This window comes from Kitasatospora sp. NPDC088783, from assembly GCF_044750705.1.
GTDB classification, from domain to species: Bacteria; Actinomycetota; Actinomycetes; order Streptomycetales; family Streptomycetaceae; genus Kitasatospora; species Kitasatospora fiedleri.
Map to the genome: position 1 here is coordinate 496,381 of NZ_JBIVKJ010000005.1, position 24,151 is coordinate 520,531.

Genomic DNA, 24,151 nt, shown 5'->3' on the forward strand with positions numbered 1-24,151 from the left:
CAAGGGCGATGGCAAAGAAGAGGTACAGACCACACCATGTACGGGCCCGCCCCGGCCGGGTACCGTCTCGACAGCAGGAACGCTCGACGGCAGGAACGCTCGACGGTGGGGACGTTCGAGGGACGGAGCGTTCGACGGCAGGGACGGAAGCGCAACCGGGGGAGGTGTCGGCGCATGCTGGGAGCACCCAACCCGGTCGAACTGCCGGACGGCGGCAGCTGGCAGGAGTTCGGCGCCCTGCTGCGCCACTGGCGCCGCGACGCCGGCTGGACCCAGGCCCAACTCGGCGCCGCCGTCGGCTACGACCACACCGCCGTCAGCCGGCTCGAACACGGCATCCGCCGTGCCACCCCCCGACTGGTCCGCCGGATCGACGAACTCCTCGGCAGCGGCGGCGAACTCACCCGCTGCTACCACCGCGCCGAGAGCGCCGAGGGCGACCGCCCCGCCCTCCCCCCGCACCTGCTGCGCCCCCCGCTGCCCCCCGGCACCGGCACCCTCCCCGCCGGACCCGCCACCGTCCCCGCCGACGACTGCCCCGCCACCCTCCCCGGCTACGACGTCCAGTGCCCGCTGCACGGCGCCACCGGCTGCCACCTCCCGCCCCCCGCCACCGCCGTCGCCCTGCACGCCGCGTTCTGCGCCGACCCCGCCGCACCCCTCGACACCGACACCGTGCACGCCCTCGCCGCCGTCCTCGGCGCCCAGCTCAACGGCGCCGAACGGGCCATGGCCGGGTCGGCGGCGGGTGGGCGGGTTCCGAGTGGCCGGGGTCCGGGCGAACAGGGGCCGGGGGAACGGGCGTTCGGCGGGAGCGGACCGGGCGCCGTGATCGAGGGCACCCTGCGCGCCGTCGTCGCCCGGCTCGCCGACGCCCCCGCCCGGCACCGCCGGGTCCTGGCCCGCCTCGCCGCCGAGTACGCCCACGCCGCGGGCAGCCTGCGCCTGCACGGCGGACGCCCCGCCACCGCGATGGCCTGCTTCGACCGCGCCCTCGGCTGGGCCGCGCTGGCCGGCGACGCCACCACCCAGGTCGCCGCCCTCAGCGACATGGCCGTCCTCGGCCTGCTCGACGACGACCCCGCCTCGGCCGGCGACTACGCCCGCGAGATCCGCCGCGCCGCCCCCGGACGCCACTGGTCCGACGCCCTCGCCACCCTCGGCGAAGCCCGCGCCACCGCCCTCGCCGGCGACATCCGCGCCACCGTCCGGCACCTCGGCCGCGCCCGCCAGCACCTCGACCGGCCCGCCACCGCCGTCGACACCGAGGAACACGTCCCCTGGCTCGCCCCCGCCGCCCTGCGCCTACGCGTCGAATCCGGCTCCTCCGCCGCCCTGCGCGACCTGGCCGCCGCCACCGCCGACCCCCGCCTCGCCCACCGCGCCCTGACCGCCGCCACCGCCGCACTCGACCTGCTCGGCGACGACCGACTCCCGGCCGCCCGCGCCATGCTCACCGTCCGGATCGCCGACTGCCACCTCTGCGCTGACGACCCGCACACCGCGCTCGCCACCCTCACCCCCGTCCTCGACACCGACGGCACCCCGCTCCCCGCCCTGGTCCGCCACGAACTCCGCGGCCTGCGCACCCGCCTCGCCGCGGGCGCCGACCGCTGGGGGTCGGGGGCGGTGGAGGCGGTGGTGCGGGTGGGGGCGGCGATCTGACGCTGCCGCGTGGGTGGATGTGGGGGCGGACGGTGTTGGTGGGGCGGGGGCGGGTTGTGTGGTGTGGGTGTCTGCCGGGCTGCGGGTGCCGGCCGCTGGGGGGCGGTGGAGGTGGTGGCGCGGTTGGGGCAGCGATCTGATGCTGCCGCGTGGGTGGGTTGTTGTTTCGGCTCTGGTCGGCTGCGGGCTGTGTGGTGTGGGTGTCTGCCGGGCGGCGGGCGCTGGCCGCTGGGGGTCGGGGGTGGTGGAGGCGGTGGTGCGGGTTGGGGCGGCGATCTGATGCTGCCGCGTGGGCGGGTGAGGGGCGGACGGTGTTGGTGGGGCGGGGGTTCGTTGCTCTCCGCCTTGGGCCGCGGCGCACTGCCCGACGTGTGCGGTCAGGGCCGATCGCCGGGGGCGGGGTGGCGGTCGGTGCGGGACGGCGGCGGCGACAACTGGGCGGGCGTGGGCGGGAATTCGGGTGCGGGTGGGTGGGGGCGGGCGGCAGACTCGGCGGATGGGAATCGACGGCGTCGCGGTGGCAGCCGCTTTCGGGCTGGGGCGGCCCTCGGGGCCCTGGCGTTCGCTCGACAACGGGGGTGCCCCGACCGACAGTCGGCTGCTGGTCACCTCGCGGGGGAGGTGGACGGTGCGGACGGGACGGCTGCTGAGCGACTGGCACCTGGAGCAGGCCCGCCGGGTGCACCGCCTGCAGCGGGCGGCGCTGGCGGCCGGGATCGCCATGCCGCGCCCCGTCGAACCGCCCGCTCCGGCCGTCGGCTACTGGCACCGGCCGTCCGTGGACGAGCGGACGGTGGTCCGGGTCAGCGCCTGGCTGGACGGGCACGACCTCCGGCAGGCCGGAGTCGATGCCAACGCCGACGCCACGGCGGCCACCGGGTGGGTCGGCCGTACGCTGGCCCGGATCGCGGGCCTGGACACCGGTGGCGGCGAGCCCGACCCGCCGCACCCCGTGGCGGAGTGGCGGGAGTGGGTGGCCGAGGCGGAGGCGGGCGGGCTCCCGGTGGCCGCACCGGCCCGCGCCCTGCTCCCGGTGGTCGCCGACGCCACCGCCCTGGTGCACGACGCGATGCGCGCGGCCCCCGCCGCCGTCCTGGTGCACGGCGACACCTCCCGGGCGAACGTGCTGCGCACCCCCGACGGCTACGCGCTGATCGACTGGGAGACCGCCCGGGCGGAAGTCCCCTGGTGGGAGGCGGTGGACGTGGCCTTCCGGTTCGCCACCCCCGTCAACGGCCCCACCGTCGCCCCCGACCCCCGGCTGGTACGCCCCCTGCTCGCCGCCTACCTGCACGCCGACGGCCCGCCCGGCCCCGCCGACCCGTCTGCCTTCGCGGGCCTGCTGCGCAGCCAACTCGCCTTCACCGCCTGGTCCCTGTGGCTGGCCCTGGGCCACCGCGCCGCCACCCCCGAACAGCGGGCCCACGGACTGCGGATCGTCACCGCCACCGCCCGCGACCTCCCCGGGATCATCCGCTCCCTCGACGGCTGGACCACCCTGCTCCACTGAACCGCCCCGCCACCGTCCCGCCACCGTCCCCCAGCCAGCCAGCCAGCCAGCCAGCCAGCCAGCCAGCCAGCCAGCCAGCCAGCCAGCCGACCGGCCCGAGGCCCGTACCGCCCTCCCGTCACGGAGGTGGTGCGGGCCGCTGGCGTTCCCGTCGGGCCGTCAGGGGGCCGCGAGGCGTTGGAGCAGGGTGTTGAGGGTGGCGCGTTCGGTGGGGGAGAGGGGGGTGAGGAGGTCCTCGGTGACGCGGCGGCTGTCGTGGTCGGCGGTGCGGAGCAGGGCGTGGCCGGCGGGGGTGAGGACGACCTGGCGGCTGCGGCGGTCGGCCGGGTCGGGGCGGCGTTCGGCGAGGCCCAGGCGCTGGAGGTCGTCCAGCAGGGAGACGATCGCGCTGGGGTCGTAGCCGAGGCGGTCGGCGAGTTCGCGTTGGCGGGCGCCGTCGACGGTGGCGAGGTAGCGCAGGATCGCGTGGTGGCGCAGCCGGAGGCCGTGCTGTTCCAGGGCGGCGTTGAACGCGCTGCCGGAACGCAGGCCGAGGCGGTACAGCAGGTAGCCGGTGTCGGCGTGCAGGCCGTGCATCCAGGGGTCGTCGCTCATGGGGGTCATCATGCCAGAGCGAAGATGTTCGGAACAATCATTGACATCAACAATGATTGTTCCTAGCTTCAATGGCCATGAGCAACGAAACCTCCCAGAACCCACCGGCCGCCCCGAACGGCCGTCAGCCCCTCGACCTGACCGGCAAGGTCGCCGTGGTCACCGGCAGCGGGCGCGGTCTCGGCCTGGCCTACGCCACCGCGCTGGCGGCGGCGGGCGCCGCCGTCGTGGTCAACGACCTGGACGCCGAGGTCGCCGACGCCGCGGCCGCCACCCTCACCGCCGCGGGCGGCCGGGCCGTCGCGGTGGCCGCCGCCGTCGGCACCGCCGAGGCCGCGCAGGCCCTGGTGGACCGGGCCGTCGACGCCTTCGGGCGGCTGGACGTGATGGTCACCAACGCGGGCATCCTGCGCGACCGGGTGCTGTGGAAGATGACCGACGAGGACTTCGATGCCGTCGTCGCCACCCACCTGCGCGGCACCTTCACCTGCGCCCGGGCCGCCGCCGTCCGGATGCGCGAACAGGGCGAGGGCGGCCGGCTGATCCTGATCGGCTCCCCGGCCGGGCAGCGCGGCAACTTCGGCCAGACCAACTACGCCGCCGCCAAGGCCGGGATCGCCGCGATGGCGCGCACCTGGTCGATGGAGCTCGGCCGGTCCGGCATCACCGTCAACGCCGTCGTCCCGGTCGCGGCCACCGCGATGACCGAGACCGTCCCCGCCTTCGCCCCGTACGTCGAGGCGATGCGGCAGGGCGCCCCGCTGCCCGACTTCCTGCGCAAGGGCGAGGGCTTCGGCACCGCCGAGGACTGCGCCGCGCTGGTCCCCTTCCTGGCCTCCGACGCCGCCCGCGAGGTCACCGGCCAGTGCATCGGCATCGGCGGCGACAGGCTCGCCCTCTGGTCGCACCCGCAGGAGGCGGCCGTGGCCTACGCCGACGGCGGCTGGCGCCCGGAGACCATCGCCGCCGCCTGGGCCACCTCGGTCGGCCGCGAGCCGCAGACCGTCGGCATCCCCGCCCCCGCCGTCCCGGCCGCCGCCGCCCCCGCCGTCCCGGCCGCCGCCCCCGCCGTCCCGGGCGGAGCGGAGTGAACCCCGCCGAGCTGACCGCGATCGACGTCCACACCCACGCCGAGGTCTCCGCGCACGGCCACACCGCGCTCGACGAGGAGCTGAACGCGGCCTCCAGCGGCTACTTCAAGGTGGCCGGCGACCGCAGGCCCACCGTCACCGAACTGGCCGCGTACTACCGCGAGCGGCGGATGGCCGCCGTGGTGTTCACCGTCGACGCCGAACACGCCACCGGCCGCCCGCCCGTCCCCAACGAGGAGATCGCCGAGGCCGCCGCCGCCAACGCCGACGTGCTCATCCCGTTCGCCTCGATCGACCCGTTCCGCGGCAGGGCGGGCGTCCGGCTGGCCCGCCGCCTGGTCGAGGAGCACGGCGTCCGGGGCTTCAAGTTCCACCCCAGCATCCAGGGCTTCTTCCCCAACGACCGGCTCGCCTACCCGCTGTACGAGCTGATCGAGGAGACCGGCACCGTCGCGCTCTTCCACACCGGCCAGACCGGCATCGGCGCGGGCGTCCCCGGCGGGGGCGGCATCCGGCTCAAGTACTCCAACCCGCTGCACGTGGACGACGTCGCCGCCGACTTCCCGCACCTGAAGGTGATCCTCGCCCACCCGTCCTTCCCCTGGCAGGACGAGGCGCTGGCCGTCGCCACCCACAAGCCCGGCGTGCACATCGACCTCTCCGGCTGGTCGCCCAGGTACTTCCCGCCGCAGCTCGTCCGCTACGCCAACACCCTGCTCCAGGACAAGGTGCTGTTCGGCTCCGACTACCCCGTGCTCACCCCCGACCGCTGGCTCGCCGACTTCGCGCAGCTGCCGATCAAGGACGAGGTCCGGCCGAAGATCCTCAAGGACAACGCCGCCCGGCTGCTCGGACTCGCCCAGCCGTGACGCCATGAGTGGAAAGGCAGTCACCCGCCCCATGCGCAACCAGGGAACCGGCTCCTGGCCCGCCCGCCGGGCCCGGAAGACCCCGCACCGCACCGCCCTCGTCCACGACGGGCGCCGCCACACCTACGCCGACCTGCACGACCGCACCACCCGGCTGGCCCACGCCCTGCGCACCGCCGGCGTCCGCCGCGGCGACCGGGTCGCCTACCTCGGCCCCAACCACCCCGCCCTCCTGGAGACGCTGTTCGCCACCGGCCTGCTCGGCGCGCTCTTCGTCCCGCTCAACACCCGCCTGGCCCGGCCCGAGATCGCCCACCAACTCGACGACTGCGGGGCCCGGGTACTGGTCCACGCGCCCGGCTGCGCCCCGCTGGTCCCGCCCGGCGCGGTGCCGGTGGCGGTGGAGGTCGGCGCGGCGTACGAGTCCTGGCTGGCCGGGGCCGACCGCACCCCGGTCGACGAACCCGTCGGCCTGGACGACACCTGCCTGATCATGTACACCTCGGGCACCACCGGCCGTCCCAAGGGCGCCCTGCTCACCCACGGCAACCTCACCTGGAACGCCTACAACGTCCTGGTCGACACCGACCTGCGGGCCGACGACCGGGCCCTGGTCAACGCCCCGCTGTTCCACACCGCGGGCCTCAACATGCTCACCCTGCCCGTCCTGCTCAAGGGCGGCACCTGCCACCTGGTCGAGTCCTTCGACCCGGCCGGGGCGCTGGAACTCATCGCCCGGGAACGGATCACCTACACCTTCGGCGTGCCGACCATGTACGACCTGATGGCCCGCCAGCCCGGCTGGGCCGACGCCGACCTGCGCAGCCTGCGCATCCTCAACTGCGGCGGCGCCCCCGTCCCGCGCCCGCTGATCGACACCTACCTGCGCCGCGGCCTCTCCTTCCAACAGGGCTACGGCATGACCGAGACCGGCCCCGGCGCCCTCTTCCTGGACGCCGAGCACGCCGTCGCCAAGGCCGGCAGCGCGGGCGTGCCGCACTTCTTCACCGACGTGCGGCTGGCCGCCCCGGACGGGCGGGAGGCGGGCGTCGGCGAGACCGGCGAGATCCTGGTCAGCGGCCCGCACGTCGGCCCCGGCTACTGGGGCCTGCCCGAGGCCACCGCGCAGTCCTTCCGGGACGGCTGGTTCCGCAGCGGCGACGCCGCCCGGGCCGACGTCGACGGCTACCTCACCATCGCCGACCGGATCAAGGACATGTACATCTCCGGCGGCGAGAACGTCTACCCCGCCGAGGTCGAGGAGGCCCTGCTCGCCCTGCCCGGCGTCGCCGAGTGCGCCGTCTACGGCGTCCCCGACGCCAAGTGGGGCGAGGTCGGCCGGGCCGTCGTCGTCCCCGCCGCGGGCACGGCGCCCGACCCGGACGCGCTGCTCGCCGCCCTGGCCGGGCGGCTCGCCAGGTACAAGCTCCCCCGGACGCTGGTGCTCGCGGACGAACTGCCGCGCACCGCCTCCGGGAAGCTCCTCAAGCACCGGCTCCGCGCCCGGTACGGCAACTGACCCCTCCGTCCCCCTCCCCGAAAGGCCCACCCCCCATGGCACGCACCGTCGACGGGCTCGACGCCCTCAAGGCCCTGGCCGGCACCGACCTCGGCAGCAGCTCCTGGCTCGACGTCACCCAGCGGCGCATCGACACCTTCGCCGACGCCACCGACGACCACCAGTGGATCCACACCGACCCCGAACGCGCCGCCACCGGCCCGTTCGGCGCGCCCGTCGCGCACGGCCACCTGACGCTCTCCCTGTTCATCCCGCTCTTCACCGAACTGCTGGAGGTCGAGGGCGTCACCACCAAGGTCAACTACGGCCTCAACAAGGTCCGCTTCCCCGCCCCGGTCAGGGTCGGCTCCCGGATCCGCCTGACCGCCCGCCTCGCCGCCGTCGAGGACGTCCCCGGCGGCGTGCAGGTCACCGTCGACGGCACCGTCGAGATCGAGGGCGCCGCCAAGCCCGCCGCCGTCCTGCAGAGCGTCTCCCGCTTCTACGCCTGACGCCCTGACGCCCTGACGCACCCGGCGCCCTGACGCGCCGACGCCCTGACGCGCCGTCAACCGGGCCGGGCCGACCGCCGACCGCCGGCGGCCGGCCCCGCCGATATTCGGACGACCCCGACCGGGCCCGCTGTTAGGGTGGCCCGATGGCAGTGCTCAGACAGTTCCAGGTCACCTTCGACTGCGCCGAACCCGCCCGCGTCGCCCGCTTCTGGTGCGAGGTGCTCGGCTACGAGTCCCACCCGCCCAAGGGCTTCGACAGCTGGGAGCGGTACGAGGACTCCCTCCCGCCCGCCGAACGCGGCTCGTGGTCCGCCTGCACCGACCCCACCGGCGTCGGCCCCCGCCTCTACTTCCAGCGCGTCCCCGAGGGCAAGACGGTCAAGAACCGCGTCCACCTCGACGTCCGGGTCGGCACCGGCCTCCTCGGCGAGGAGCGCCTCGCCGCCCTGGAAGCCGAATGCACCCGCCTGCTCCCCCTCGGCGCCGTCCGGGTCCGGCTCCTGTACGACGGCGGTGACGACTCCTGCATCGTCATGCAGGACGTCGAGGGCAACGAGTTCTGCATCGACTGACCCCCGTCCCCGTCCCCGCCCCCGACTCCGGCCCGACGAGCGGGGGCACCGACCCGAAACGGTGAACGCCCCCGGGCGCGCGCGGCCGTGCCCGCCCCGGCCGGAGGAGAATCGGACGGGAGCAGAGGAGGCGGCGCGTCACGAGTACGGCGGCCCGCGTCCCCCGGGACCACAGCGTCAGTGACCCCGAGCGGGCCCTGAAGTACGCGATCCAGCACGTCGCGGGGGGCCGCGCCGAGATCATCGAGGGAGTCATCACCCCCGGGTCGCCGTCCCGGGCGCACGAGAACGCGGCCGAGGCGGTGCGCCGGCAGCTGACCCCGCGGCTGGAGGAACTCGGCCTGGTCTCCGGCTCCGGCACCCTCGACCTGCCCGGCAGCGAGAACTGGTCCACCCCCGACCCGGCGGTCGTCCCGGCCGGACTCGCCGCGAAGACCGAGGGCGCCCTGCTCCCGGACCGGACCCTGCCGGTGGTCGAGGTCACCTCGCCGTCCAACGGCGAGACCGACCGCCCCGCCAAGCGCCGCCGCCACGGCCGGTACGGTACCCCCGTCCGCCTGCTGGTGGACCGTCAGCAGCGCGAGTGCACCGTCTTCTCCGGCCCCGGCCGCCTCGGCCACGCGGAGGTCGACGGCCCCCACCCCTTCGGCAGCCCCGTCCGCCTCCCCGCCCCGTTCGACCCGGACCTGGACACCGGCCGTTTCTGAACCGGACCCGCCGCCTCCGGCCCGATGGCGGGGGGAGTGGCGGACGCCCGCGGTGGGGAGGGGTACGGTCGAGGCAGACGCACGGGAGGGCAGGGGCATGACGGCGACAGCGGAGACCGGGGCGTTGCGCGTGCCGCGCAGCATCAACGGCATCGAGCAGGCGCTCACGTACGAGGAGCGGGCCCGGTTCTACGGCGAGCTCGGGCCCGTCGAGGACCCGGCGGACCGGGAGGCCGTGATCACCACGTGGTGGCTGCGGGCCATGTCCGGCGCCTACGGGAGCGATCGGAGCGGGTTCCGGGCGGCGGTCGCGCCGGTGCTCGCCACCGGGCGGGCGCAGCAGGCCGGGGCTGCCGCGTGAGCGGTTGGCGGATATGGCTCCAGGACCAACCCGCGCACACCATGGTCGCGATCTCGAAGGCGGACGACATCCTCTTCGCGCTCGTCACCGCCTCCCTGGTGCTCCTCGACGACCGGGCCGGCAGCCCCGTCGACGAATGGGGCGACCTGCGCAACGTCGTCCTGGCGCCCTCCGTCACCGCCGAGGTCTTCGTCAACCCCGACCAGCGCACCATCGACGTGGTGCGCCTGGTCTGGCTCCCCGGCTTCGACGGCTGACCGGCCGGCGAGACCGGTGGGCCCCCGGCCCGGGGGCCGGGGGCGGTGGGGTCAGAGGGCGGTGGGGTCAGAGGGCGGGGGTCAGGCGGGGGGTGCGGTCCTCGACGGCCTGGGCGGCGTCCAGGACGAGTTCCTCCTCGAAGCGGCCGCCGATCAGCTGGACGCTCATCGGGAGGCCGTCGACCAGGGTGGCGGGGACGGTGGCGGCGGGGAAGCCCAGGATCGGGACGGCCGCCATCGGCCACTGGGCGGCGACCAGGGCGGCGGCGCGTTCGGGGGAGGCGAGGTCCGCGTCCTGTTCGAAGGGCGGCTCGGCGCTCACCGGGGTGAGCAGCAGGCGTTCGCGGCCCAGGAGTTGCTGGAGTTCGGTGATCAGCGCGGCGCGCCGCGACCAGCCGTGGATGTACGTGGCCAGCGAAGGGGCCTCGCCCCACTCGGCGGCTGCGGCGGCGAAGGAGTGGGCCAGCGAGGTGCGCACGCCCGGGTCGCCGACCCGGTCGACCAGCGGCATGGTCGGGCGGAAGTCCTCGTAGATCAGCAGGGACCAGAGCCGGGCCGCCTCGGCGAGCAGCGGGAGGCCGTCCAGTTCCTCGACCCGGTAGCCGGCTTCGGTGAGCTTGCCGACGGCCGCGTCGATCGCCCGTTCCACCGCCGGGTGGTTGGGGACGGTGCCGATCGAGCGCACCACCGCGACCGCCGGGAGGGTGCCGGGCGCGGGGCGCTCCGGCAGGGCGGGGACGCCGGCCGGGTCGCGCAGGTCGGGTGTGGTCATCACGCGCAGCGCGAGGCGGGCGTCCGCGACGGTGCGGGCCAGCGGGCCCTCGACCGCGCAGGACTGCACGGTCAGCGGCATCACCAGCTGCTGGCGCCCCGCCGGGGTGTCGACGAAGACCGGCGCGGCCCAGTTGGAGACCCGGCCGACCGTAGGGCGGATGCCCACCACGCCGCAGCAGGCGGCCGGGTAGCGGATCGAGCCGCCGATGTCGTTGCCCTGGGCGAGCGGGGTCATCCCGGCGGCCAGGCCCGCCGCCGCGCCGCCGCTGGAGCCGCCGGGGGTGCGGTCGGGGGCCCAGGGGTTGAGGGTCCGGCCGTGCAGGTCGTTGGTGCTGAACCAGCGGTAGGAGAACGCGGGCGCGTTGCTGCGGCCCAGGAAGACCGCGCCGGCGCCGCGCAGCGCCGCCACGCAGGCGGCGTCCTCGGCGGCCGGGGTGCCGGCCAGCGCGGCCACGCCGTGCGAGGAGGCGAAGCCGCGCTGGTCGGTGTTGATCTTCGTGGAGACGGGGACGCCGTGCAACGGCCCGAGGTCCTCGCCGGCGGCGGTGCGCCGGTCGGCCTCGCGGGCGGCGGCCAGGCTCTCCTCCGGGCGGAGGTCGGCCAGCGCGTTGACGGTCGGGTTGACGGCCTCGACGCGGTCCAGGCAGGACCGCACGAGCTCGGTGGCGGAGAGGGACCGGTCGCGGATCGCGGCGGCGGCCTCGACGGCCGTGAGCTGCCACGGCCGGGTGGGGAGGGAGTGGTTGTCCATGAACGCCTCTACGAGGGCGCGCGCTCCGGCGGAACGCGCGGAGGGGGAGTGCTGACGCACAAGATGTGACGACGTTATGCAACAACGTTTGATGAAGTCAAGGTCCGGGCCCCGCACCCCGCGTCCGCGCGGGCGCGTCCCCCGCCCGGCGGGCGCGCCTCAGGCCCGGCCGGTGAGCAGGCGCACCGCGGTGCGGGCGGCGTTCGCGCCACGGGGGGCGGGCCAGTGCGCCGGGTCCTCCAGGGTGGAGAGCCAGTAGCCGCGGAAGAGCAGGTGGAGCAGGTCCGCGGCGCCCGGGTCGGTGATGCCGGCCTCGGCGAGCAGCGGGTCCAGGGCGGCCCGGTGGTCGCGGGCGAGTTCGGCGACCAGGACGGCGGCGTCGGAGCCGTCGCCCTCGCTGACGATCTCGGCGAGCAGGCGCCGCATCACCTCGTCGTCGCGCTCGGTGGTGCACATCCACTCGGCCAGGGCCAGCAGGCGGTCCGGGCCGCTGTGCCCGGCGAGCAGGGCCTCGGTCTCCCCGGCCCAGTGGCGCTCCGCGTGGCGCAGGGCGTTGGCGATCAGGGCGGAGCGGGTGGGCAGGTAGTTGGTGATCATCGCGGTGGAGCCGCCGAGTTCCTGCGCCACGGCGCGGATGGTGACGGCCCGGACGCCGCGGGTGCGGGCGACCTCGATGGTGGCGTCGGCGATCCGGGCCAGGCGGTCTTCCTGGTCGACCTCGATCGGCATCGGCGTACTCCTCCGGAAAGTGTTGACCGGGTGGCGGGCAGGTGCAATCTTGTCATACAACAACGTCGCACAACGCCGTTGCATGACGCCGCCGGCGAAGTCCCCCGGCGCGCGTCCGCCCGTTGCGCACCCCCTGCCACGCCCTCCCAGGCCGGAGCGACACCCCCATGCCATCCCCCGAGCACCTGCCCCTCGCCATCGAGCGGATCGTCCCCGCCCCCGTCCCCGCGCAGGCCCGCCAGCACCTGGTGCGGGTCCGCGACGGCGTCCGCCTCGCCACCGACGTCTACCTGCCGCCGGACGGCGGCCCGCCGTGGCCCACCGTGCTGATCCGGCTGCCGTACGACAAGAACAGCCGCTACGTGTTCACCGACCGGATCGCCGAGCGCCTCACCGCCCGCGGCTACGCCGTCGCCGTGCAGGACGTGCGCGGCAAGTTCCGCTCCGAGGGCGGGACGCTGCCGTTCGTCCACGAGTCCGCCGACGGGTACGACACCATCGAGTGGATCACCCGGCAGGACTGGTCGGACGGCCGGGTCGGGATGTTCGGCGACTCCTACTACGGCTTCACCCAGTGGGCCGCCGTCGCCGCCGGGCACCCCGCGCTGCGGGCCGTCGTCCCGCGGGTCACCGCCGCCGACTTCAACGCGATGTTCCGCCACGGCGGACGCGAACTGCCGCCCCCGCCCTGGCGGGAGGGCGTGACGTACTTCGCCCACCACTGGGTGGGCCGGGACACCTACGAGTACCGGGCCGACCCGGCGGCCCGGCCCGCGATCGCGCCGTACGAGCAGGCGTTCCGGCAGATCGGCGACCGCTCGGCTTGGTTCACCCTGCTCGCGCCGCACCGGGTCGACCTGTGCACCCAGTTCGGCCGGCACCCGTTCGACGCCCGGCCGGTGCCGGTGCTGCACTGCGTCGGCTGGTACGACAACATCGTCCGCGCCCACCTCGCCGACTACCTGGAACTCGCCGCCCGCCCCGAGTGGGACGCCGTGCAGTACCTGTGGGCCGGGGCCGTCGACCACGAGAACTACCGGCTGGCGCTGGCCCCCGTCGCCCCGCCGGACGACCACGCCGAGGACGAGCGGGCCCTGGAGCGGATGCTCGACGACTACCTCGGCCCGGCCCTCGACTTCCTCGACGTGTTCCTCCAGGGCAGCCGAGACGCCGCGGAACTCCCCAAGGTCGCCTGGGAGTTGGGCCACGCCGGCTGGCGCACCGCCGAGAGCTGGCCGCCGCCCGGGACCCGCCCGCTCACCCTGCACCTGGACGGCGCCCAACTGGCCGCAGGCCCGCTGCCCGGCGGCGCGCTGACGGCCCGCCCGCCCCGGGAGCAGCGGTGCGCCCGCTGGACGCACGACCCGGACGCCCCCGTCCCGTCCCTGGTCGAGAACTCCTTCGCCTACCTGCACACCCACCCCGACCTGGCCGCCCCCGCCGCCCGCCCCGACGTGCTGGCCTTCACCGGCGAGGCGCTGGCCGCACCGCTCGACCTGGCCGGGCCGGTCGAGGCCGAGCTGCACGTGGACGGCGAGGCCCCCGTGTTCGACGTGTTCGCCAAACTCGCCGACCTCGCCCCCGACGGCACCGCCCGGCTGATCGTCCGGGGCCAGGTGCAGGCCACCGCGGCCGGGCCGGTGCACATCGACCTCGCGCACACCGGCTACCGGGTCCGCGCCGGACACCGGCTGCTGCTGCTGGTCGCCGCCTCCGACTTCCCGCTCTTCCTGCCCGCCACCGGCACCGGCGACAACCCGTGGACCGCCACCGAGGCCCGCCCCGCCGTCCAGCGCCTGCACACCGGCGGCCCCCGGCCCTCCCGGCTGACCGTCACCGTCCTGCCCGCACCCGCCGGTTGACGCCCGCCCCCGTCCGCCGACACCCGCCGACACCCCCGATCACCGACCCCCACAGGAGCACTCCCTCATGCACGCTCCCCGTACCGCCACCGCTCGCACCGCCGCGACCCGCAGAACCGCCCTCCTCGCCCTGGCCTGCGCCCTCGCGCTGACCGCCTGCGGCTCGGCCGGCGCCCCCGGCGGCGGCAGACCCGCCGAACTCACCGAGTTCACCCCCGCCGCCACCGGCCGGGTCGACCACGCCACCTGGAACCTGCCCACCGGCGAACCGCTCAGCCTCGACCCCGCCAAGGCCGGCGACTACGCGCCCAGCACCGTGGTCTCCAACCTGTGCGACCCGCTGCTGCGCCTGCACGCCGACTACACCTACGGCCCCGGCCTGGCCACCGGCTGGACCTGGAGCGACCCCACCACCCTGGTGCTCGACCTGCGCGCGGACGTGACGTTCTGGGACGGCAACCCGATGACCTCCGCCGACGTGGTCGCCAGCCTCAAGCGCCAGCAGGACCCGGCCACCCGCAGCGTCAACGCCGACGCCCTGCGCAACGTCACCGCGATCACCGCCGACGGACCGCACCGCGTCACCGTCCGCTTCAAGCAGCCCGACCAGCTGTTCGTCAAAGCGCTCACCAACGGCTTCGGCGCCGTCAGCGAGGCGAGCTACCTGGCCACCGCGGGCGCCGACTACGGCACCCCCGGCGGCGGACTGATGTGCACCGGCCCCTACCGGCTCGGGCAGTGGAAGGCCGGCGAGTCGATCGGCATCACCAGCACCGGCACCTACTGGGACCCCGCCCTCCAGCCCAAGGTCAGGGAACTGACCTTCCGCTTCATCACCGACGGCTCCACCCTCACCGGCGCCCTGCTCTCCGGCGAGGTCGACGGCTCCTACGAGGTCAACACCGCCACCGCCCGCGCCGTCGCCCGCTCCACCGCCGGCACCCTCTACCGCGGCGCCTCCGCGCAGACCGTCTTCCTCACCCCCACCGGCCCCGACTCCCCGCTCGCCGACCCGCACACCGTCCAGGCCCTGCAACTGCTGCTCGACCGCGACGCGCTGATCCGCAACGTGTACGACGGCGCCGCCCAGAAGCTCAAGACCTTCGTCCCCGCGCTGGTCCGCGCCCACGACCCCGCCGCCGCGACCTACGCCCGGGGCTACGACGCCCTGCCGCCCGTCCCCGCCGTCGACCTCGACCGGGCCCGCGCCGCCATCGCCCAGTCCGCCAACCCCCGCTACAGCCTCACCGTCGCCACCGCCGCCGGCGACCAGCAGTCCCTCCAGACGCTCACCTTCCTCCAGGACGCCGCCCGCAGGATCGGCCTGGACATCCGGATCGAACAGCTCCAACCCACCCAGCTCTCCGGCCTGTTCTACGACCCGGCGCTGCGCCGGGGCCTGGACGCCGTGATCGTGCTCGGCTACGTCGAACTGCCCGACCCGGCCTCCTACGTCCAGCAGATGACCGACCCCGGCTCGCTGTTCAACTGGGTCGGCTACCGCAACGACACCGTCACCGCCGCCCTCGCCGAGGCCCGCGCCGCCACCGACCCCGCCCGGGCCGCCGACGCCTTCAACCGGGCCCAGGCCGCGTTCGTCCAGGACCTGCCGATCGTCCCGCTCGCCGCCCCCGACGAGCGGCTCTTCCTCAACAAGCGGCTCAGCGGCGCCCCCGCCGGCTTCGCCTACGTCAACATGCCCTGGGCCGCCTACCTCGGCGGCACCCGATGACGCTCCGCCACCTGGGCCGCCGCCTGCTCGGCCTGCTCGCCACCCTGCTGGCCGCCAGCCTCGCCATCCACGGCGCCCTGTTCCTCGCCCCCGGCGACCCCGCCACCCTGCTGGTCGGCGGCGGCAAACCGCCCAACCCCGAACTGCTCGCCGAGATCCACCGCCAGTACCACCTCGACGACCCCTTCCTCACCCAGTACTGGCACTGGCTGACCGGCCTGCTGCACGGCGACGCCGGCACCTCGCTCGCCCAGCACGACACCGTCGCCCACCTGATCGGCGCCCGGATCGGCACCACCGCCCTGCTGATCGGCTACGCCGCCGTCCTCATCCTGGCGGTCGGCCCCACCCTCGGCACCCTCGCCGGACTGCGCGGCGGACGCACCGCCACCGCCGTCACCGCCGCCACCGGCACCCTGATGGCCGTCCCCACCTTCGTCTCCGCCGTCCTGCTGATCTGGCTGTTCGCCGTCCGGCTCGGCTGGCTCCCCGCCTACGGCGGCGGCGACGGCGGCCTCGGCGACCGGCTGCGCCACCTCACCCTGCCCGCCCTGGCCCTGGCCGCCTCCTGGCTCGCCTACGTCGCCCAGGTCACCCGCTCCGCCGTGCACGCCGAACAGGGCTCCGAACACGTCCAGACCGCCCGCAGCCGGGGCATCCCCGAACGGCTGGTCGTCCGCCGGCACGTCCTGCGCAACGCCTCCGGGCCGATCCTCTCCGTGGCCGGCGTCTCCGTCGCCGGACTGATCGCCGGCAGCTCCGTCATCGAGCAGACCTTCGGCCTCAACGGCCTCGGCGCGCTGCTCGTGCAGAGCGCCGCCCGCCGGGACCTCGCCGTCGTCCAGGCCCTCGCCCTGCTCACCGTCACCGCCTTCGCCCTGGTCAACACCGCCGTCGACCTGGCCACCGCCGCACTCGACCACCGCACCCCGATCGGAGGCGCCCCCGCATGAGCACCCTCCGCCTCGCCGCCGCGGTCCGCGGCCCGCGGCGGCGCGCGACCCGCGTCCGCGGCCGACTGGTCCCGCTGCTCGCCGGGACGTTCGTCGCCCTGGTCGTGCTCGCCGCCGCCCTCGCCCCGCTGATCGCCCCGCACGACCCGAACGCCGTCGACCCGCTCGCCGTCTCCCGACCCGCCACCGCCGACCACTGGCTCGGCACCGACGACACCGGACGCGACATCCTCTCCCGCCTCCTGTACGGCGCCCGGCCCAGCCTGCTCGCCCCGCTCGCCGTCACCCTCGCCGCCGGGGCCCTCGGCACCGCGCTCGCGGTCAGCGCCGCCTGGCGCGGCGGCTGGTGGGACCGCGCCGTCACCGCCGCCCTCGACCTGGTCTTCGGCTTCCCCGGACTCGTCCTCGCCGTGGTCGGCGCCGCCCTGTTCGGCGCCGGGCTGCCCGTCGCCGTCGCCACCCTCACCCTCGCCTCGCTGCCCTACGTCGTCCGGGTGGTGCGCGGCAGCGCCCTGCGCGAACGCCACCTGCCCTACACCGCCGCGCTGCGGATGCTCGGCGTCGGCGGCACCCGGATCTGCCTGCGCCACCTGCTGCCCAACCTCGCCCCGCTGATCCTGGTGCAGACCGCCACCTCCTTCGGCTACACCCTGCTCGACATCGCCGCGTTCTCCTTCATCGGCCTCGGCGCCCGACCCCCCACCGCCGAATGGGGCCTGATGGTCGCCCAGGGCGCCCCCGGCATCCTGGCCGGCCGCCCCGAACAGGCCCTCGCCGCCGGCACCGCCATCGTCCTGTTCACCGTCGCCTGCGGACTGCTCGGCAACGCCCTGTCCCAGCGCCTCGCCGGAGACCCCACATGACCACGCCCCTGCTGGAGTTCGACGCCCTGCGCGTCACCCTGCCCGGCCCGCACGGCACCCGGCGCACCGTCCTGCACCGGGTCGACCTCGCGCTCGCCCCCGGCAGCGCCGTCGGACTGGTCGGCGAATCCGGCTCCGGCAAGTCGCTGACCGCGCGCAGCGTCCTCGGCCTGCTCCCGCCCGGCGCCGCCCTGACGGGCGACGTCCGCTTCGACGGCGCCTCCGTCCCCGCCATGCGCCCGCCCGAACTGCGCGCCCTGCGCCGCGGCGGCGCCGCCATGGTCTTCCAGGACCCGCGCGCCCACATCAACCCGCTGCGCACCGTCGGCGACTTCCTCACCGAGGCGCTCACCGCCGTCCGCGGCCTCACCCGCGCCGCCGCCGACGCCCGCGCCACCGCGCTGCTCGACGAGGTCCACGTCGCCGACGCCGCCCGCCGCCTGCGCCAACGCCCCGCCGAACTCTCCGGCGGGCTGCTGCAACGCGTCATGATCGCCGCCGCGCTCGCCGCCGAACCCCGGCTGCTGCTCGCCGACGAACCCACCACCGCCCTCGACGTCACCACCCAGGCCGAGGTGATGGCCGTCATCGACGAGGCCCGCGAACGCCACGGCCTCACCCTGCTGTTCATCACCCACGACCTCGCCCTCGCCGCCGCCGTCTGCGACCGCGTCGCCGTCCTCTACGCCGGCACCCTCGCCGAGGAACTCCCCGCCGCCCGCCTCGCCGGACGCGCCGCCCACCCCTACACCCGCGCCCTGCTCGCCGCCCGCCCCGACCCCACCGCCCCCGACGCGCGGCTCCGCGCCGTCGAGGGTCGCCCGCTCGCCGCGTCCGAGACCGGCCCCGGCTGCCCCTTCGCCCCGCGCTGCGCCCACGCCACCGCGGTGTGCCGCACCGACCGCCCCGAGCCGCGCCCGCACGGCGACGGCCGGGCCGCCTGCCACCACCCCGTCCCCCCGGAAGGGAGCACCCGGTGAAACCCGTGCTGGAACCCTCGCCCGAACCTCCGGCCGGGCCGGCGCCGACGCCCCTGCTGGACGCCGACCGGCTGGTCAAGCACTACGACGGACACCCCGCCGTCGACGGCGTCAGCCTGCGCCTGATGCCCGGCCAGGCCCTCGCCGTGGTCGGCGAGTCCGGCTCCGGCAAGACCACCACCGCCCGCCTGGTCACCGGCCTGGAACGCGCCGACGCCGGACGGATCACCCTCGACGGCGCCCCCCTGCCCGGCCCCCGCGCCCGCACCGCCGAACGCCTCGCCCACGCCCGCCGCGCCCAGATGGTCTTCCAGGACCCGTACACCTCGCTCGACCGCCACCAGCGGATCGGCGACGCCGTCGCCGAGGTCCTCGCCCGGCACACCCCGCTGCGCGGCGCCGCCCTCGAAGCCCGCCGCGACGCACTGCTCGACCAGGTCGGCCTGGACGCCCGGCAGGCCGGCGCCCGCCCCCGCGCCCTCTCCGGCGGCCAGCGCCAGCGCGCCGCGATCGCCCGCGCCCTGGCCGTCGAACCGCGACTGCTGGTGCTGGACGAGGCGGTGGCCGCGCTCGACGTCTCGGTGCAGGCCCAGATCGTCAACCTGCTGGTCCGCATCCGCGAACAGCGCCCGATCGCCTACCTGTTCATCACCCACGACCTGGGCATCGTCCCGTTCCTGTGCGAGGACGTGGTGGTGATGCGGCACGGCCGGATCGTCGAGTCCGGCCGCTCCCGGGACGTGCTGACCGCCCCGCGCGACCCGTACACCCGCGCCCTGGTCGACTCGATCCCCCGCCCCGGCTGGAAGCCCGTCCGACAGCCCGCCCGCGATTCCGCCCAGGACCCCGCCCAGGACCCCGGCCGGAACCCCGGCCGGAACCCCGACCGGAAGGCCGCCGCCCCGTGACCCCCGCCCTCGACTTCGCCTTCGAGATCCGCGCCCACCTCGCCCCCACCCGGCACGTCGGCCACGGCGACGGCGAGACGCTCGAGTTCACCCCCATCACCGGCGGCACCGTCACCGGCCCCCGCCTCACCGGCACCGTGCTGCCCGGCGGCGGCGACTGGAGCAGCACCCGCGGCCCGGTCTGCCAGCTCGACGCCCGCTACCTGCTGCGCGCCGAGGACGGCGCGGTCATCGACATCGTCAACCGCGGCTACTACCGGCTCGACCCGGACTGCCCCGCGCAGGACGAGGACGAGGACGACGGGCTGCGGATCGCCGAGCCGGGCGTCTACTACCGCACCGCCCCCGTCTTCCGCACCGACGCCCCCGCCCACCGCTGGCTCGCCGGAACGGTCTTCGTCGGCCTGGCCCGGCCCGAGGACGAGGAGCGCACCGTGGTGATCCGGGTGTACGCGCTGCGCTGAGCGGCCGGTACCGGGCGGCCGGAAACAGAAATCGGATAGGTCATCCACTTGTGCTATCGTCCTGCACAAGGGGATGACCTATCCGATTATGTGAGTGGAGGAGCCCATGGGGAAGACAGCCGTGGTCACGGCGGGCACCGGCGGCATCGGCCTGGAGACCGCGCTCGGACTGGCCGCCGCCGGATTCGCCGTCACCGTGGTCGGCCGCGACGCCGGGCGCGGGGCCGGGGCGGTGGAGCGGATCAACGCGGAGCGGCCCGCGCGGCCCGCCCGGTTCCTGGCCGCCGACCTGGCCTCGCTCGACCGGGTCCGCGCGCTGGCCGACACGATCGCCGCCGAACGGGTGGCGTCGGGGGAGCCGTTGACGGTGCTGGTCAACAACGTGGGGGCGATGTTCGCCCGGCGGCAGCGGATCGACGGCGTCGAGGCGTCGTTCGTGGTCAACCACCTGTCGCCGTACCTGCTGACCGAACTGCTGCTGCCCACGCTCACCGCCGGAGCGCCCAGCCGGGTGGTGAACGTGACCTCGGCCGCGGTCGGCGTCGCCAGGCGGGTGTTCGACGCCGTCGAGCCGCCGGGCGGCTACTACGGCTTCCACTGGTACGGGCGGGCCAAGCTGGCCAACCTCGCGTACACGCTCGACCTGGCGGAGCGGCTGGCGGGATCGGGCGTGTCGGTCTTCGCCGCCGACCCCGGCGGCGCCGCGACCGCGATGACCAACGGCACCCTGACCGACCCGAGGATCGTCTCCCCGCCGCTGCGGCTGCTGTGGCCGCTGGTGCGCCGCCGGTTCGAACACTCCACCTCCGGCTCCGCGTCCGTGGCCGCCCGGCCCTCGATCACCGCCGCCACCGACCCCGCGCTGACCGGCCGGACCGGCCTCGTCATCGGCCCCTCGGCCGTCCCCGTCGCCCCGCTCCGCGCCGCGACCGACCCCCGGACCGCCGCCGCCGTGCGCCGGCTCAGCGAGGCCCACGCCCCCGTCACCGCCCCAGCCCGCACGGAACGCCGGGGCTGAGCCCCGCGCCGGCCGTCGTCGCCCCTTCACCGCTTCCACCCGAGGACACCACCATGACCACCGCAGACCCGACCCGCTACGCCCGCACCGTGCACGGCTCCGGCCCCGGCCTCCTGCTCGCCCACGGGGCGGGCGGCGGCATCGCCGCCAACTTCGGACCGATCATGGACGGTCTCGCCGCCGGGCACACCGTCGTCGGCGTCGACTACCCCGGCTCGGGCACCACCCCGCTCCCCGCCGCGCCCCTGGAACTCGACGACCTGGCGGACCGGTTGGTCGCCGCGGCGGACGCCGAAGGGCTCGACACCTTCGCCGTCTGCGGGTACTCGCTGGGCGGCGCGGTCGCCCTGCGGGTCGCCGCCCGCCACCCGCGGCGGGTCACCGCGCTCGTGCTGAGCGCGGCCTTCGCCCGCCTGGACACCCGCACCGAACTGGCCGCCGCGATCTGGCAGCAGCTCCACGACGCCGGACAGCACCTCATCCTCGCCCAGTACCTGACCCAACTGACCCTCAGCGCACCGGTGCTGGACCACCTCGGCCCCGCCCGGGTGCGCGCCGCCGCCGAGCAGAGCGCCCGCGCCCTCCCGCCCGGCACCTCCGCCCAGGTCGACCTGGTCCGCCGGACCGACGTCCGCGACGGCCTCGCGGCCGTCACCGCGCCGACCCTCGTCGTCCTGACCACGGCCGACCCCCTGATACCGGTGGCCCTCCAGCGCGAACTGGCCGCCGCCATCCCGGGCGCGCGGACCGCCGAACTCGCGACCGGGCACCTGCCGTTCCTGGAGCAGCCCGAGCGGTGGCTGGAGACCATCACCGGCTTCCTCACCGAGCAGGACGGCGCCCGCTAGCCCCGGCGGTGGACGGGCCGCCCGGCCCGTCCACCCCCCAGGGCCGCAGTCCGTCCGGGACCGTCGGGGACCGTCGGGGACCGTCCGGGTAGGATCGCCGGACCGACCCCGCGCACCACGACGAGCAACCTGGACACGCCCCATGACGACCCCACCGCTGCGCAAGGACGCCGCCCGCAACTGGGAGCGGATCGTCGCGATCGCCCGCGACCTGGTCGACCAGGGCACCCCGTTGCAGCTCAACGACGTCGCCCGCCGGGCCGGTCTCGGGGTCGCCACCGTCTACCGGCACTTCCCCACCCCCGAGGCGCTGCTGGAGACCGTCGCCGCCCCCTGCCTCGAGGACCTCGCCGGCCACGGCGCGCAGGCCCTGGCCGACACCGACCCCTGGCGGGCACTGGGAAGCTTCCTGGCCCGCGTCGTCGAGGCGCAGCTCACCGACGCCGCGCTGCCCCCGGTCGCCGCCGCCCCCGCCGACGCCCTGCCGCGGACCACGGAACTCAAGGAGTCGCTCGCGTCGGCCGGCACCGCGCTGCTCGACCGGGCCCGCGACGCCGGAGCCGTCCGCCCCGACCTCGCCGCCCGCGACCTGGTCCCGCTCATGTGCGGCATCGCCCACGCCGTGAACGTCCACGGCGGCACGCCCGCCGACAAGGCCGAAACCGCCCACCGCTACCTCGACACCCTGCTCGAAGGCATGCGCCCCGCGCCGTCGCACGCCTGACGTCCCGGGGGACCGGGGCCCGGGAGCGCGGGGGCCCGGGGACGCAGGGGCGGCTACTCCCGGGTCCGGACGTCCGCCGGGTCGCGGGGGCTCCCGGTCTCCGCGACCCGGCGGGGGCTCCCGGTCTCCGCGGCCAGGCCCGCGAGGAGGCGCAGGCCGTCCTCGGAGGGGCTGCCGGGAGCGGCGGAGAGGACCAGGAGCTCCACGCCCGAGCCGTCCGGCAGGGAGAAGTTCTCCTGGTGCAGTTCGAGCAGCCCGACCAGGGGGTGCCGGTACGCCTTGCGGCCGTGGGTGCGGGCGCGCACGTCCGCGCGGGCCCACAGGCGGCGGAAGCGTTCGCTGCCCATCGACAGTTCGCCGATCAGGGAGGCCAGCCGGGGGTCGTCCGGGTACTTCCCGGCGGCCAGCCGCAGGTGGCCGACCACGTCGAGGGTGCAGCTCTCCCACTCCGCGTAGAGGCCGCGCTCGCCCTCCTCCAGGAAGATGTGCCGGGCGGTGTTCAGGCTCTCGGCGGGCCGGCCGTAGAGCAGCCCGGCCAGGCGGTTGCGGGCGAGCACGTCCATCCGGTGGTCCATGATGATCGCGGGCGCGTCGGAGACCATGCCCAGGACGCGCAGCAGCTCCGGCCGGATCCGCCCGGTCGGCGCCTTCGCCCGGCGCCGGGGCTGCCGGGCCAGCCGGTGCAGGTGCTCCTGCTCCGTCCCGTCCAGGCCCAGCACCCGCGCCAGCGCGTCCAGCACCTGCTCGGAGGGCTGGGTGGCCCGCCCCTGCTCCAGGCGCACGTAGTAGTCGACGCTCACCCCGGACAGGTGCGCGACCTCCTCGCGCCGCAGCCCCGCCACCCGCCGGCGGCTGTCGGTGGGGATGCCGGCCGCCGCCGGGTCGACCCGGGAGCGCCGGGTCCGCAGGAAACCCGCGAGATCGTCCATGGGCCCAGTATCGCCCGGCACCGCCCCCGGCCGGGTGGCCCTGCCAGTACCAGGAAGTCCGGTCCTACGGAAGCGGAGCCCCTGAACGGGGCGCGCCGCGGCGGCCAGGATCGGAGGCACCGCGGACCACCGAACCGCGGACCACCGAACCGCGGGCCGTTGAACCGCGGACCACCGAACCGGAGGACCCCCCATGAAGACGCTGATCGTCCACGCCCACCCGGAGCCCAAGTCGCTCAACGGCTCGCTGACCGACCACGCGGTGACCGTCCTGCGGGCCGCCGGGCACGAGGTCCGGGTGAGCGACCTCTACGCGATGGGCTGGAAGGCGGCCGTGGACGCCACCGACTACGGCCCCCACGCGTCCGACCCGCTGAAGGTCCCGCTGGACTCGGGCCGCGCCTTCGACGCCGGGGCGCTCACTCCCGACGTCCGCGCCGAGCAGGAGAAGCTGCTCTGGGCCGACACCGTCGTGTTCCAGTTCCCGCTGTGGTGGTACGGCATGCCCGCCATCCTCAAGGGCTGGGTCGACCGGGTCTTCACCTACCGCTTCGCGTACGGCGTCGGCGAGCACAGCGCCACCAAGTACGGCGAGCGCTTCGGCGAGGGCACCCTCGCGGGCCGCCGGGCCCTGCTGTCGGTCACCGTCGGCGGCCCGGAGTCGCACTACGCCGCCCGCGGGATCAACGGCCCCATCGACGACCTGCTGTTCCCGATCCACCACGGCATCCTCTACTACCCGGGCCTGGAGGTGCTGCCGCCCTTCGTGGTGTACGGCGGCGACCGGCTCGCCGAGCAGGACTACCCGGCCGTGGCCGCGGCCTGGGAACAGCGGCTGCTCACCCTGGAGTCGACCGAGCCGATCGCCTTCCGGCCGCAGAACTCCGGCGACTACGAGATCCCCTCGCTGCACCTGAAGGACGGGCTGGAGCCGGCCGGCCGCACGGGCTTCGGGCTGCACGTGCGTCCCTGAGGGG

25 protein-coding genes are annotated in these 24,151 nt (G+C 75.8%); 21 read left to right on the forward strand and 4 right to left on the reverse strand.

All coding sequences use genetic code 11. The features are described 5' to 3' along the window. Positions 1-174 precede the first annotated feature (174 nt). Together ACIP60_RS18115 and ACIP60_RS18120 are read left to right on the forward strand one after the other, a co-directional pair. Positions 175-1,665 (forward strand): helix-turn-helix domain-containing protein, encoded by a 1,491-nt coding sequence (locus tag ACIP60_RS18115; protein ID WP_400685280.1) that lies wholly within the window; start codon positions 175-177, stop codon positions 1,663-1,665. Between the two features lie 496 nt (positions 1,666-2,161). Further along, complete coding sequence (locus tag ACIP60_RS18120) at positions 2,162-3,175, forward strand: phosphotransferase (RefSeq protein ID WP_400685283.1); 1,014 nt, start codon at positions 2,162-2,164, stop codon at positions 3,173-3,175. 159 nt (positions 3,176-3,334) lie between these two features. Here the strand turns inward: ACIP60_RS18120 and ACIP60_RS18125 are convergent, their stop codons facing one another. Further along, on the reverse strand, positions 3,335-3,769 hold the full coding sequence (locus ACIP60_RS18125) for a MarR family winged helix-turn-helix transcriptional regulator (RefSeq protein ID WP_400685286.1): 435 nt from the start codon (positions 3,767-3,769) through the stop codon (positions 3,335-3,337). A gap of 71 nt (positions 3,770-3,840) precedes the next feature. Between ACIP60_RS18125 and ACIP60_RS18130 the strand changes: the two genes are divergently transcribed. The 8 genes from ACIP60_RS18130 (at position 3,841) to ACIP60_RS18165 (ending at position 9,639) form a co-directional block, all read left to right on the forward strand. Continuing rightward, positions 3,841-4,860: an SDR family oxidoreductase gene (locus ACIP60_RS18130; RefSeq protein WP_400685289.1), complete on the forward strand. Its 1,020-nt coding sequence runs from the start codon at positions 3,841-3,843 to the stop codon at positions 4,858-4,860. After that, positions 4,857-5,729 (forward strand): amidohydrolase family protein, encoded by an 873-nt coding sequence (locus ACIP60_RS18135; RefSeq protein WP_400685291.1) that lies wholly within the window; start codon positions 4,857-4,859, stop codon positions 5,727-5,729. The genes ACIP60_RS18130 and ACIP60_RS18135 overlap by 4 nt, the downstream gene beginning before the upstream one ends. Before the next feature lie 31 nt (positions 5,730-5,760). Then, complete coding sequence (locus ACIP60_RS18140; RefSeq protein ID WP_400685292.1) at positions 5,761-7,248, forward strand: long-chain fatty acid--CoA ligase; 1,488 nt, start codon at positions 5,761-5,763, stop codon at positions 7,246-7,248. Positions 7,249-7,283: 35 nt separating this feature from the next. After that, positions 7,284-7,739 carry a MaoC family dehydratase gene (locus tag ACIP60_RS18145; protein WP_400685294.1) on the forward strand — a complete coding sequence of 152 codons (456 nt, stop codon included), beginning with the start codon at positions 7,284-7,286 and terminating at the stop codon, positions 7,737-7,739. A gap of 146 nt (positions 7,740-7,885) precedes the next feature. Next, positions 7,886-8,314, forward strand: coding sequence for a VOC family protein (locus ACIP60_RS18150; protein WP_111551509.1), 429 nt, complete (start codon positions 7,886-7,888; stop codon positions 8,312-8,314). 209 nt (positions 8,315-8,523) lie between these two features. Further along, positions 8,524-9,021: a Uma2 family endonuclease gene (locus ACIP60_RS18155; RefSeq protein ID WP_400685400.1), complete on the forward strand. Its 498-nt coding sequence runs from the start codon at positions 8,524-8,526 to the stop codon at positions 9,019-9,021. 97 nt (positions 9,022-9,118) lie between these two features. Next, positions 9,119-9,382: a hypothetical protein gene (locus tag ACIP60_RS18160; RefSeq protein ID WP_400685297.1), complete on the forward strand. Its 264-nt coding sequence runs from the start codon at positions 9,119-9,121 to the stop codon at positions 9,380-9,382. Continuing rightward, the gene (locus ACIP60_RS18165) at positions 9,379-9,639 is read left to right on the forward strand and encodes a hypothetical protein (RefSeq protein ID WP_400685300.1); all 261 of its coding nucleotides are present in this window, start codon (positions 9,379-9,381) and stop codon (positions 9,637-9,639) included. The genes ACIP60_RS18160 and ACIP60_RS18165 overlap by 4 nt, the downstream gene beginning before the upstream one ends. Before the next feature lie 67 nt (positions 9,640-9,706). Here the strand turns inward: ACIP60_RS18165 and ACIP60_RS18170 are convergent, their stop codons facing one another. Together ACIP60_RS18170 and ACIP60_RS18175 are read right to left on the reverse strand one after the other, a co-directional pair. Next, complete coding sequence (locus tag ACIP60_RS18170; RefSeq protein ID WP_400685302.1) at positions 9,707-11,164, reverse strand: amidase; 1,458 nt, start codon at positions 11,162-11,164, stop codon at positions 9,707-9,709. Between the two features lie 159 nt (positions 11,165-11,323). Then, positions 11,324-11,893, reverse strand: a complete 570-nt coding sequence (locus ACIP60_RS18175; protein ID WP_100838768.1) for a TetR family transcriptional regulator — start codon at positions 11,891-11,893, stop codon at positions 11,324-11,326. A gap of 167 nt (positions 11,894-12,060) precedes the next feature. Here ACIP60_RS18175 and ACIP60_RS18180 point away from each other — a divergent pair, with 167 nt between their 5' ends. The 10 genes from ACIP60_RS18180 (at position 12,061) to ACIP60_RS18225 (ending at position 22,245) form a co-directional block, all read left to right on the forward strand. Beyond that, entirely contained in the window at positions 12,061-13,755 is a 1,695-nt protein-coding gene (locus ACIP60_RS18180; protein ID WP_400685305.1) for a CocE/NonD family hydrolase, read from the forward strand. Positions 13,756-13,822: 67 nt separating this feature from the next. Next, positions 13,823-15,487 carry an ABC transporter substrate-binding protein gene (locus tag ACIP60_RS18185; RefSeq protein WP_400685307.1) on the forward strand — a complete coding sequence of 555 codons (1,665 nt, stop codon included), beginning with the start codon at positions 13,823-13,825 and terminating at the stop codon, positions 15,485-15,487. Beyond that, on the forward strand, positions 15,484-16,440 hold the full coding sequence (locus ACIP60_RS18190) for an ABC transporter permease (protein WP_400685309.1): 957 nt from the start codon (positions 15,484-15,486) through the stop codon (positions 16,438-16,440). Before ACIP60_RS18185 ends, ACIP60_RS18190 begins: the two co-directional genes overlap by 4 nt. Continuing rightward, entirely contained in the window at positions 16,437-17,303 is an 867-nt protein-coding gene (locus tag ACIP60_RS18195; protein ID WP_400685312.1) for an ABC transporter permease, read from the forward strand. Before ACIP60_RS18190 ends, ACIP60_RS18195 begins: the two co-directional genes overlap by 4 nt. After that, complete coding sequence (locus ACIP60_RS18200) at positions 17,300-18,283, forward strand: ABC transporter ATP-binding protein (RefSeq protein ID WP_400685315.1); 984 nt, start codon at positions 17,300-17,302, stop codon at positions 18,281-18,283. The genes ACIP60_RS18195 and ACIP60_RS18200 overlap by 4 nt, the downstream gene beginning before the upstream one ends. Further along, positions 18,280-19,191, forward strand: a complete 912-nt coding sequence (locus ACIP60_RS18205; RefSeq protein ID WP_400685318.1) for an ABC transporter ATP-binding protein — start codon at positions 18,280-18,282, stop codon at positions 19,189-19,191. The genes ACIP60_RS18200 and ACIP60_RS18205 overlap by 4 nt, the downstream gene beginning before the upstream one ends. Next, complete coding sequence (locus tag ACIP60_RS18210) at positions 19,188-19,655, forward strand: DUF3237 domain-containing protein (protein ID WP_400685320.1); 468 nt, start codon at positions 19,188-19,190, stop codon at positions 19,653-19,655. The genes ACIP60_RS18205 and ACIP60_RS18210 overlap by 4 nt, the downstream gene beginning before the upstream one ends. 106 nt (positions 19,656-19,761) lie before the next feature. Then, entirely contained in the window at positions 19,762-20,673 is a 912-nt protein-coding gene (locus ACIP60_RS18215; RefSeq protein WP_400685322.1) for an SDR family NAD(P)-dependent oxidoreductase, read from the forward strand. Positions 20,674-20,726: 53 nt separating this feature from the next. Beyond that, positions 20,727-21,521, forward strand: a complete 795-nt coding sequence (locus ACIP60_RS18220; RefSeq protein ID WP_400685325.1) for an alpha/beta fold hydrolase — start codon at positions 20,727-20,729, stop codon at positions 21,519-21,521. A gap of 142 nt (positions 21,522-21,663) precedes the next feature. Next, entirely contained in the window at positions 21,664-22,245 is a 582-nt protein-coding gene (locus ACIP60_RS18225; RefSeq protein ID WP_100838759.1) for a TetR/AcrR family transcriptional regulator, read from the forward strand. Between the two features lie 53 nt (positions 22,246-22,298). On the opposite strand, the gene ACIP60_RS18230 is transcribed toward ACIP60_RS18225, so the two are convergent. Beyond that, positions 22,299-23,174, reverse strand: coding sequence for a helix-turn-helix transcriptional regulator (locus ACIP60_RS18230; RefSeq protein ID WP_400685329.1), 876 nt, complete (start codon positions 23,172-23,174; stop codon positions 22,299-22,301). A 193-nt stretch (positions 23,175-23,367) separates the two neighbouring features. Here ACIP60_RS18230 and ACIP60_RS18235 point away from each other — a divergent pair, with 193 nt between their 5' ends. Beyond that, positions 23,368-24,147, forward strand: a complete 780-nt coding sequence (locus ACIP60_RS18235) for an NAD(P)H-dependent oxidoreductase (RefSeq protein WP_400685331.1) — start codon at positions 23,368-23,370, stop codon at positions 24,145-24,147. The last annotated feature ends 4 nt before the right edge of the window (positions 24,148-24,151 follow it).

Coding starts and splice junctions, on each gene's coding strand:
- ACIP60_RS18115 (WP_400685280.1), top strand. CDS start 175: ATGCTGGGAGCACCCAACCCGGTCGAACTGCCGGACGGCGGCAGCTGG.
- ACIP60_RS18120 (WP_400685283.1), top strand. CDS start 2,162: ATGGGAATCGACGGCGTCGCGGTGGCAGCCGCTTTCGGGCTGGGGCGG.
- ACIP60_RS18125 (WP_400685286.1), bottom strand. CDS start 3,769: ATGAGCGACGACCCCTGGATGCACGGCCTGCACGCCGACACCGGCTAC.
- ACIP60_RS18130 (WP_400685289.1), top strand. CDS start 3,841: ATGGCCATGAGCAACGAAACCTCCCAGAACCCACCGGCCGCCCCGAAC.
- ACIP60_RS18140 (WP_400685292.1), top strand. CDS start 5,761: ATGCGCAACCAGGGAACCGGCTCCTGGCCCGCCCGCCGGGCCCGGAAG.
- ACIP60_RS18145 (WP_400685294.1), top strand. CDS start 7,284: ATGGCACGCACCGTCGACGGGCTCGACGCCCTCAAGGCCCTGGCCGGC.
- ACIP60_RS18150 (WP_111551509.1), top strand. CDS start 7,886: ATGGCAGTGCTCAGACAGTTCCAGGTCACCTTCGACTGCGCCGAACCC.
- ACIP60_RS18160 (WP_400685297.1), top strand. CDS start 9,119: ATGACGGCGACAGCGGAGACCGGGGCGTTGCGCGTGCCGCGCAGCATC.
- ACIP60_RS18170 (WP_400685302.1), bottom strand. CDS start 11,164: ATGGACAACCACTCCCTCCCCACCCGGCCGTGGCAGCTCACGGCCGTC.
- ACIP60_RS18175 (WP_100838768.1), bottom strand. CDS start 11,893: ATGCCGATCGAGGTCGACCAGGAAGACCGCCTGGCCCGGATCGCCGAC.
- ACIP60_RS18180 (WP_400685305.1), top strand. CDS start 12,061: ATGCCATCCCCCGAGCACCTGCCCCTCGCCATCGAGCGGATCGTCCCC.
- ACIP60_RS18185 (WP_400685307.1), top strand. CDS start 13,823: ATGCACGCTCCCCGTACCGCCACCGCTCGCACCGCCGCGACCCGCAGA.
- ACIP60_RS18190 (WP_400685309.1), top strand. CDS start 15,484: ATGACGCTCCGCCACCTGGGCCGCCGCCTGCTCGGCCTGCTCGCCACC.
- ACIP60_RS18195 (WP_400685312.1), top strand. CDS start 16,437: ATGAGCACCCTCCGCCTCGCCGCCGCGGTCCGCGGCCCGCGGCGGCGC.
- ACIP60_RS18200 (WP_400685315.1), top strand. CDS start 17,300: ATGACCACGCCCCTGCTGGAGTTCGACGCCCTGCGCGTCACCCTGCCC.
- ACIP60_RS18215 (WP_400685322.1), top strand. CDS start 19,762: ATGGGGAAGACAGCCGTGGTCACGGCGGGCACCGGCGGCATCGGCCTG.
- ACIP60_RS18220 (WP_400685325.1), top strand. CDS start 20,727: ATGACCACCGCAGACCCGACCCGCTACGCCCGCACCGTGCACGGCTCC.
- ACIP60_RS18225 (WP_100838759.1), top strand. CDS start 21,664: ATGACGACCCCACCGCTGCGCAAGGACGCCGCCCGCAACTGGGAGCGG.
- ACIP60_RS18230 (WP_400685329.1), bottom strand. CDS start 23,174: ATGGACGATCTCGCGGGTTTCCTGCGGACCCGGCGCTCCCGGGTCGAC.
- ACIP60_RS18235 (WP_400685331.1), top strand. CDS start 23,368: ATGAAGACGCTGATCGTCCACGCCCACCCGGAGCCCAAGTCGCTCAAC.